This is a genomic window from Bradyrhizobium sp., assembly GCF_049798375.1.
Classification (GTDB): domain Bacteria; phylum Pseudomonadota; class Alphaproteobacteria; order Rhizobiales; family Xanthobacteraceae; genus Bradyrhizobium.
Map to the genome: position 1 here is coordinate 1 of NZ_JBARGP010000486.1, position 6,799 is coordinate 6,799.

The following is a 6,799-nucleotide window of genomic DNA, read 5'->3' on the forward strand; positions in this document are numbered from 1 at the left end:
ATGGACGCGGATGCGGTCTGGCACTCCAACCGCGGCGATGCCCATGAGGCGCGCGAGTACAAGGCGGCAGGACGCACGACCGCCAAGAAGACTGCGAAGAAGGCGGCGAAAGCTGTTGAGCCGAAACGAGTCTCCGCGATGCCGGATTTCGTCAAACCGGAGCTTTGCATTTCCGTCGATGAGCCGCCGGGAGGCGAAGGCTGGGGCCACGAGATCAAGTTCGACGGTTATCGCGTGCAGATCCGGGTCCAGAGTGGCGAAGCGACGCTGAAGACGCGAAAGGGTTTGGATTGGACTGCGAAGTTCGGCGCCATCGCCAAGCAGGCCGGCAAGCTGCCGGATGCGATCGTCGATGGCGAGATCGTGGCTCTCGACGCCGAGGGCAATCCAAACTTCTCCGCGCTGCAGGCGGCGATCTCCGAAGGGCAAACAGATGAGCTGATCTTCTTTGCCTTCGACCTAATGTTCGCGGAAGGGCTCGATCTGCGGCACCTGCCGCTGGGGGATCGCAAGCAGCGGCTGCAGAAGCTGTTGAGGGCGCATATCAAGGGCAAGACCCCGCTGATCCGCTACGTCGAGCATTTCGAAAGCGATGGCGAAACCGTGCTGGAATCGGCGCGGAAGCTCAACCTGGAAGGCATCGTGTCCAAGCGGCTCGATGCGCCCTATCACTCCGGCCGCTCCGAGGGCTGGACCAAGGCCAAGACGCGGCCGGGCCATGAGGTCGTGATCGGCGGTTGGAAGACGACCAACGGCAAATTCCGTTCGCTGATGGTCGGCGTGAACAAGGGCGATCACCTGGCCTATGTCGGCGTCGTCGGCACCGGGTTCGGTCAGGACAAGGTAAAGACGCTGATGCCGGCGCTGAAAGCGGCGGAAGCGAAGGAGAGTCCGTTCAGCGGCGAGACCGCGCCGCGCAAGACCCGCGACATGCATTGGCTGAAGCCGGAGCTGGTGGCGGAGATCGAGTTCGCCGGCTGGACCAACGGCGGCAATGTCCGACAGGCCGCCTTCAAGGGGCTGCGTCAGGACAAACCGGCCAACGAGGTCGTGGCGGAGCAGCCGGTCATGACCAAGGTGAACAAGCCGCTGGCGCGGGCTGCCGCGACCGCTGCCAGCGCGGGCACCATTGTGCATCGGACGCCGTCGAAGGCCAGAAGCGCCGAGGTGATGGGGGTCACCATCTCCAAGCCCGACAAGGCGTTGTGGCCGGATGCCGGCGACGACGAGCCCGTGACAAAGCTCAATCTGGCGCGCTATCTCGAAGACGTCGGCGACTGGATGATCGCGCATTTGAAGGGGCGGCCGTGCTCGATCGTGCGCGCTCCCGACGGCATCGATGGCGAGAAATTCTTCCAGCGCCATGGCATGCAGGGCACCTCCGAACTGATCGAGCTGGTCAAGGTCTCCGGCGATCGGAAGCCCTATTTGCAGATCGATCGCGTCGCGGGGTTGGCCGCCGTGGCGCAGGTTGCCGGCATCGAGCTGCACCCGTGGAATTGTGCGCCGGACGCATATGACGTGCCGGGGCGGCTGGTGTTTGATCTCGACCCCGCGCCGAATGTCGACTTCAGCGAAGTCATTGCCGCGGCCAAGGAGATGCGGCAACGGCTGAAGGATGTCGGCCTCGAAAGCTTCTGCAAGACCACCGGCGGCAAGGGCCTGCACGTGGTGACGCCGCTGCGTCATGGCGCGCGCGACAAGGTGAGCTGGCCGGAAGCCAAGGCGTTCGCGCAAGGTGTCTGCCAGTGGATGGCCAACGACAATCCCGAGCAATATCTGCTCAACATGTCGAAGAAGTTGCGCAAGGGAAAGATCTTCCTCGACTATCTGCGCAATGACCGGATGTCGACCGCAGTCGCGCCGTTGTCGCCACGGGCGCGCCCGGGCGCGACGGTGTCGATGCCGTTGACCTGGGCGCAAGTGAAGAATGACCTCGATCCGAAGCGCTACACCGTGCGCAGCGTGCCCGGCCTGTTGCCAAAGACCAAGGCCTGGGACGGCTACGATGATGCGGCCAGCTCGATCAAGCCGGCGATCAAGAAGCTGGCCGGAAAGATTTGAACGGACGACGACGCGCGGTCGTTTAAATATCGTGCGGTGCCTCCGGAATGCTGCATCGCCCGCTCAGGGCGGGCGATGCGAGACGATTATGATTGTGTTCGGCTGACGCTTCGTTGCCGTTCTGAGCGAGCGGATGCGCCAGCTACGGGCGTCAGATGCGTCCGAGCAGGACCAGGATCAGCAGGATGACGATGATCAGGCCGAGACCGCCGCCGCCATAATAGCCCGTGCCATAGAACGGCCCGCCGCCGATGCCCGAAAAGCCGCCGAGCAGCGCGATCACGAGAATGATCAGGATGATTGTTCCGATAGACATAACTCCTCCTCTGCCCCGGCAGGAGGGCGACAATTTGCTCTGCCTTCGCCGAGGAAACCGGTGGGAACTTCGAAAGTTCCGCGCGCGTTGTCGGGAAAATCGCGCTGTGGTTTCCCGGCCGCAGCAGATATCGACGCGCGGATCGCCAAAACAGGTCTAATAAGAGAGTAGTTGCGATGTCAGCACCCCTCGTTGTGTCCATTCCCCACCGTCTCGGCAAGGAAGAGGCCGTGCGACGGCTAAAAACCGGGCTGACGCGCGCGGCAACCAGCGTGCCGGTGCTTAAGGTCGATGAAGAGCGCTGGGACGGGGATCAAATGATCTTCCGCGTGCGTGCGCTCGGGCAGGCCGCGTCCGGCCGCATCGATGTCGGCGAGGCGGAAGTGCGCGTGGAGGTCGTGTTGCCTTGGCTGCTGCAGCGCTTCGCCGAAATGGCGCAGACGGCGATCCGCAGCCGCGGGCAGCTGCTGCTGACCAAGAAGAGCTGAGCTCTGTCAGGCGGTCGCGCGTGAGCGTAGTTGCGGTGCAGCAGCATCGGCAGCGCGAGCCTTCACGATGGCCGCCGGCAGATCGGTGAACAGCGCGGACACAGCAAGCTCCGTCATCCCTTCGAACCCGTCGACCACGTAGCCGCCGAGTTGCACCGTTGCGTCGAAGGCATCGGCGCGTGGCCATGCGCGGCCGTTGTCTGAGAACCGTGCCATCGCGCGGCCCACCACGATGATGGCCGCATCATCGCCATGCCTTCGGGCAAAGGTGATGACGTGAGCGGCATGCGGACCGCTGACCTCGAGCGGTTCATAGGAGCCACTGGTGAACACTGCCGGAAGCGCGTCGCGCAGCCGCAGCAGCTGGCGCGTCCAGGCCAGCTTGACACGGCCATCGCGCCAATCGCGCGTCAGGCTGGCCCAATCCGGCGTCTCGACCTCGCGCAGCGCGGCTTCGCGCGCGCCGAAATCGACCGGACGGCGATTGTCGGGATCGACCATCGAGAGATCCCAGAACTCGGTGCCCTGATAGAAGTCCGGTACGCCGGGCATCGTCGCCTTCAGCGTAATCTGGCTCAACGAATTCAGCGCGCCGAGCAGGCTGGTTCGCCGCGTGAACGTGTCGAGGGATTGCAGGAATTCTGCTGACAGCGCCGGATCGAGGATGCGGGCAATGAAGGTCTGCAAGCCGGCCTCATAGGCCTCGTTGGGATTGAGCCAGCTCGTCTCCTGCTTGCCTTCGCGTGCGGCCTTCAGCGCATAGGCCTGCAGCCGCTCCATCAGCGTCTCATCGTCGCCATCGGCCGGCCAGATGCCGAGCAGCGTCTGGTACAGCATGTATTCGAACGTCGCCGAAGGGCTGCGCGAGACACCGTCGGTGACGAGGTGCGGCGCGTTCAGAAGCTTCCAGCGCGCCACCGCCGAGGTCCAGTCGGACGGGATCTCGGTCAGGGCCATTTGCCGCGCGCGGGCATCCTCGCCGCGCTTGGTATCGTGGGTCGCGGTTGCGCTCATGCCGTGCGGCCACTGCTTGGCGCGGTCGCGCATCAGCGCGTGGAAGCCCGGAATGGACAGCGCGTGCGCAGCCGGATTGCCGCCGACCTCGTTCAACGCCAGCAGCCGGTGGAAGCGATAGAAGCCGGTATCCTCCAGAGACTTCGCCATGACAGGCCCGGTGAACTGCTGCACCTTAAGCGCAAAACGGCGTAGGCGCGGCACGCTGTGTGTCGCCTTGCGGTCGCCCCTGATCAGATCCATCGTCAGCGCATCGCGCAGGAAGTCGAAGATCGAGCCGTCGGAGGCAAACCATTCGGCGCGCGCGTGGGCGATCGCATGGTCGATCAGCGCGCGGTCGGCAGCGGTCGGCATCGCCGTGGTCAGATAGGTGCGATAGACCGGGAAATGCAGCACGTAGAGCTCGAGCGCCTGCCGGAGGCTATCCTCCGAATAGTCGCGGGTCGAGTAGTGGCCGTTGGCGATGCGGGCAAGCAGCCGCGTCAGCACCGTGAACTCAGAGGTCAGCAGCGTCTCCAGCACACGGCGCTTGGCCGCCTTCAGCACCGGCTCCAGTTGCGGCGCGCTGTTAGAAAGCTGGCGCCAGACCTCGTCCAGCGGCTCGAGCCCTTTGCCGTCGATCAGCACGTGCGTGATCGTGTTCATCCACTCATAGCCGGTGGTGCCGTGCACGCCGGTAAAGCTCGGCAGCTTCTCCTGCTCGCAGACGATCTTCTCGATCACCACATAGAATGGCCCGGCCGCGGGGCCGCGGGCATCACGGATCAGGCGGCGCAGCCGCTGGAAATATTGCGCGGGATCGCGCAAGCCGTCGATGTGATCGAGCCGCAGACCCTGCAGCTGCCCATCGGCGATCAGCTTCTTCACCAGTCGATGGATTGCCTCGAAAGTGCCGGCATCCTCGACGCGCAACCCGGCCAGTGTGTTGACGTCGAAGAAGCGGCGATAGTTGATGTCGCTCGAAGCCAGCCGCCAATGGCCGAGCTTGTAATGCTGTCGCTCCAGGAGATGATGTAGCGCCAGTGTCTGGGCCGGCCGGTCAGGGCCTGCGCGATACGCAGTGAGGCCCCGCGCGATGATCGCGTCCGCGCCGGCGATCGCCTTGAGCTCGGCCTTGAAGCCGGGCGCCTCCTTGCGGTTCGGATGGCGCAGGCCCTGATGGCGCGCGGCGAGTTCGAGGATGCGCCGGCCGGCATCGCTCTGCTCGGCGCCGGCGTCCTGCACGATGATCCGCAGGATCTCGCCGTAGCGTTCGGGTGCGATCGGCAGCCGGTGCTCGTAGTACCAGCAGGAGAAGCTGGCCTCATTGGCGTCATAGCGCAGCTCGATCTCGCCACTCTCCAGTGCCTGGCCGTAGGACGAGCCGAGGATGGGCAGCAACACGCCCCCGCGCGCGCGATAGGGCAGTTGGTCCCAATCGATATCGAAGGAGGCCGCATGCGGCGATGCCGGTCCCCATTCGAGCACGTCGAGCCACCAGGGATTGTCATCGTAGTGGACGCCGACATGGTTCGGCACGAAGTCGAGGATGAGGCCGAGGTCGTGCGCCTTCAATGCCGCGGAAAGCCGGGCAAAGCCCTCTTCGCCGCCGAGCTCGGGATTGAACTTGGTATGATCGACGACATCGTAGCCATGCGCAGAGCCTTTGCGCGCCTTCATGAATGGTGAGGCATAGACGTGGCTGATGCCGAGCGCCTTCAAGTATGGCACGACGGCTACGGCCGCGTCGAAATTGAAATCCGCAGTGAGCTGCAGGCGATAGGTTGCGAGCGGAATTGCGGGAGCCATCAGCTTCCTCCAAGGCTCCAGTACACCGACCAGGGCGGCAGACGATCAGCGACGGCGCCGCCCCAGATCGGCGTGGCCTCGCGGCGCTTGGGCGCTGCAATCTCGGCCGGTGACAGATTGACGATCAGTTGCAGGCGCGAGCCATCGCCCATGATCCAATGCGCGGTGAGGAGGCCATCAGCGCCGGCATGCGCTGCGCCGAACACGGCGCCCGGCAGCCGCGGCACGATGTCCTTGTGCCGTATTGCGAGCAGCGCGCGCACCAGCGCGAGGCGCTCCTTGCCCGGTGATTGATGGCGCGAATCCCAGTCGAGCACGGCAGATCTGAACGTCTCGACGGCGAGCGGGTCGGGTACCTCGTCGCCAAATTTGGCATAGGCCCATTGGTACTCGATGCGCCGACCTTTGCGCACCGCGTCGGCAAGGCCGCCTTCGAAGTCGCAGAAGAACGGGAATGGCCGTCGGGAGCCCCATTCCTCGCCCATGAACAGCATCGGCACCATCGGCGTCAGCAATGTCACCGTGAGCGCCGCAGCGATCGTCTCAGGAGCAGCGATCGAATCCAGCCGGTCGCCGAGCGCGCGATTGCCGATCTGATCGTGGTTCTGCAGGAAATTGACGAAGGCATTCGGTGCCAGGTGCCCGCTCGGCTCGCCTCGCGGCACGCCGCCCCAGAAGGGCGCGTGTTCGCCCTGATAGATGAAGCCAGAGCCGAGGGCACGGGCAAGCCGGCCGCGCGGATGGTCCTGATAGTCGCCATAGTAACCGGCGCTCTCACCGGTCAGCATCACGTGCCAGACGTGATGATAGTCGTCGTTCCACTGAGCGCGATATTTGCCGCGCGGCGGATTCTCGGTCGAATCGAGCATGCTGGCGCTGTTGTCGCCGTTCTCCAGCACAAGGTGAATGTGCCGCCCGGTTTCCCCAGCGAGATCACCGACGGCGGCGCTCAGCTCATGCAGCAGCGGGATCTCGTCGTGCAGGCCGACGATGTGGTTGGCAGCATCGAAGCGCAGGCCATCGAAGCGGTAATCATTGAGCCAGTGCAAGGCATTTTCGATCGCGAACGCCCGCACCTCGGGCACGCGGTAGTCGATCGCGCTGCCCCATGGCGTATGAGCTTCGGTAA

The 6,799-nt window shown here is 64.5% G+C and carries 5 protein-coding genes; 2 read left to right on the forward strand and 3 right to left on the reverse strand.

All coding sequences use genetic code 11. From position 1 onward, the window contains the following. Positions 1-2,064: DNA ligase D (gene ligD, locus WA702_RS19935; protein WP_425112264.1), on the forward strand; the 2,064-nt coding region annotated here is incomplete at its 5' end. A 151-nt stretch (positions 2,065-2,215) separates the two neighbouring features. Here the strand turns inward: ligD and WA702_RS19940 are convergent. Beyond that, a complete protein-coding gene (locus WA702_RS19940; protein WP_425112265.1) occupies positions 2,216-2,380 on the reverse strand; it encodes a DUF3309 family protein in 165 nt (54 codons plus the stop codon). Between the two features lie 176 nt (positions 2,381-2,556). Here WA702_RS19940 and WA702_RS19945 point away from each other — a divergent pair, with 176 nt between their 5' ends. Then, complete coding sequence (locus WA702_RS19945; protein WP_425112266.1) at positions 2,557-2,868, forward strand: polyhydroxyalkanoic acid system family protein; 312 nt, start codon at positions 2,557-2,559, stop codon at positions 2,866-2,868. Positions 2,869-2,874: 6 nt separating this feature from the next. On the opposite strand, the gene treY is transcribed toward WA702_RS19945, so the two are convergent. Beyond that, positions 2,875-5,670 carry a malto-oligosyltrehalose synthase gene (treY, locus tag WA702_RS19950; RefSeq protein WP_425112267.1) on the reverse strand — a complete coding sequence of 932 codons (2,796 nt, stop codon included), beginning with the start codon at positions 5,668-5,670 and terminating at the stop codon, positions 2,875-2,877. Beyond that, the coding region (locus tag WA702_RS19955) for a DUF3459 domain-containing protein (protein WP_425112268.1) at positions 5,670-6,799 on the reverse strand (1,130 nt) is incomplete at its 5' end. The genes treY and WA702_RS19955, both read right to left, overlap by 1 nt.